Here is a 1,974-nt window from a genome sequence, read left to right on the forward strand (position 1 = left end):
GTCAACGGCCTCGGCGAATGCGCCTACTGCAACTACACCAAAGAAGCCGACGGCTGGCAGGTCACCACAACCCAGAACAACGGCACCCACACCGCGGCATTCACCACCCCCACCGGCGCGACCTAACACTCCACCGCACCACCACCACCCGGCACGGTCGAACAGCCGGTGAACGCGGCGGACACGACACGCGCAGCGTGAGCGGGTGCAACTGACACCGGATGTTCAGGATCACCGTGTATCCATTGGTTGTCGGCACCGCAACCGCAGGACAGCATGGTGCTCACACACCAGGAGGCGCACATGGGATATGACATCCGCACCGATTCATCGCGACGGGTCATCGACGTCGCGGTCGGCGTCCTGGTCGGGCTGCGAGGCTGCCGGGACCGCGCGGCATTCGACGAACTGGTGAGCGTGGTGAACCGCACCGGAATCGGCATCGGCAGCATCGCCGGCGCACTGGTCGACCTGTCCGTCGGCGAATCCGGCCAGTCCTCAGCACATCTCGAGGCGTTCAACGCCTGGGGCCAGCTCGTCGCGAACGCGCGGCTGACGCCGCTGTCGACGGCCTGAGGTCAGCTCTCGACGTTGGCGATCAGCGCGGTGGCCACGTCCACGGCCTGATCGGAGATGGTGTACCCGCATGCCCACGCCTCGACGACGACATTGCTCACCGCCGAGATCGCATGCTGGCACGACCAGCCGCCTGAGTCCTCCTGACTGGAGGTCTGCGCCAGGATTCCCTGCGCATCACGGATGTCCTGAAGTTCCCACAGATAGGTGGTGGCGCCGGCGCCGATGGCGATGACGTCGCCCGCGCAGCTGTCCCACATCGACCGCGACTCCTCGACGAAATCCTGTGCCTGCATCTCGCCGGGAAACAGCACCGCGGTCTGCTGGACCCAGTGCTCGTTGTCGTCACCCGGTTCGGCCGCCACCTGGTCGCGCATGGCGGTCCACTCGGAGCCGGCGTAGACGGAATCCTCGGCGGAGAAGATTGCACCGACGCAGTCCGGATCGGACACCTCGTCGCTGTGGTCACCCATCTCCTCGGAGTCGCTGGTGACCTCCATGTCCGTGGCGCCGACCGTCTCGTTGAGCGCGCCGATCGGCAGCAGCACGGCGTCGAGGTCGGCCTCCTCCAGTTCGGCGGCGCCCTCCGGCCGAACCGCCGTGCCGGCCACCGTGGCCTGGCACCCGGTGAGGAGCACCACCGCGCCGACGACGGCGACCACAACAACCATCCGCAGCCCACCGGCGTTCGTCACCGACACATTGTGGCCGACCGGACGGCCGCGCGGCGGCTGACGGACCGATCAGCGCGCGATCTTGTCCAACATCAGATCCGCGACGTCGACCGCCCCCTCGGCGCCGGCCGCCTTGGCGTCCTCGAGATCGGTGATCTCCACGTCGACAACGCAGTCCCCCGCGACCCCGAGTGCACGCTGCAGAGTCAGCGAGTCGGAGTCGCCGGCGTCGTGCAGCACCACCGCGGACACCACGCGGTCCCCGACCGCCACATCGGTGATCATGCTCTGCTCGCGGGTGCCGCGGTCGGGCTGCTGCAGCAGCAGCGTCTGGCCGTCGCAGTGCCGCCATTTCTGCGCCGAGGCGGCGAAGAAACGCTGCGCCTCGTCGGCCGTGTCGAACTGCACCACACCGAGATACGCCGACATGGACGGCCCGGCCACGCTTCCGCCGGCCCATGACCGGGTGGCCACCGAGCGCACCGGGCTCTCCGCGTAGACCATCTGCTGGAGGCGGTACGTCGGGCTGACGCAGTCGACCGGCGTCGCCTCGGTCCGGTCGACGCCCCGCAACAACGTGTCGGCGCCGCCCTCGACCAGCTGACCCATGAAACCCGCGGGCGGAATGCCCAGTGCCGCAGCCAATTCGTCCTGGGTGGGCAACAGCGTGCCGAGCGGACGCGCCGCGGTGGGCGGTGGCGGCGCCGCGGAGCCGGGCACCGGC

The 1,974-nt window shown here is 69.0% G+C and carries 3 protein-coding genes; 1 reads left to right on the plus strand and 2 read right to left on the minus strand.

What is annotated here, in order from left to right:
- Positions 1–303 precede the first annotated feature (303 nt).
- Positions 304–576 (plus strand): ANTAR domain-containing protein, encoded by a 273-nt coding sequence (locus Q2100_RS30680; protein ID WP_269893329.1) that lies wholly within the window; start codon positions 304–306, stop codon positions 574–576.
- Between the two features lie 2 nt (positions 577–578).
- Here Q2100_RS30680 and Q2100_RS30685 read toward each other — a convergent pair whose 3' ends face one another.
- Together Q2100_RS30685 and Q2100_RS30690 are read right to left on the minus strand one after the other, a co-directional pair.
- On the minus strand, positions 579–1,271 hold the full coding sequence (locus tag Q2100_RS30685) for a sensor domain-containing protein (protein ID WP_302917049.1): 693 nt from the start codon (positions 1,269–1,271) through the stop codon (positions 579–581).
- 48 nt (positions 1,272–1,319) lie between these two features.
- On the minus strand, positions 1,320–1,974 hold a 655-nt coding region (locus tag Q2100_RS30690; RefSeq protein ID WP_302917050.1), incomplete at its 5' end, for a sensor domain-containing protein.

The sequence above is a fragment of the Mycolicibacterium arseniciresistens genome, from assembly GCF_030519285.1.
Taxonomy (GTDB): Bacteria; Actinomycetota; Actinomycetes; order Mycobacteriales; family Mycobacteriaceae; genus Mycobacterium; species Mycobacterium arseniciresistens.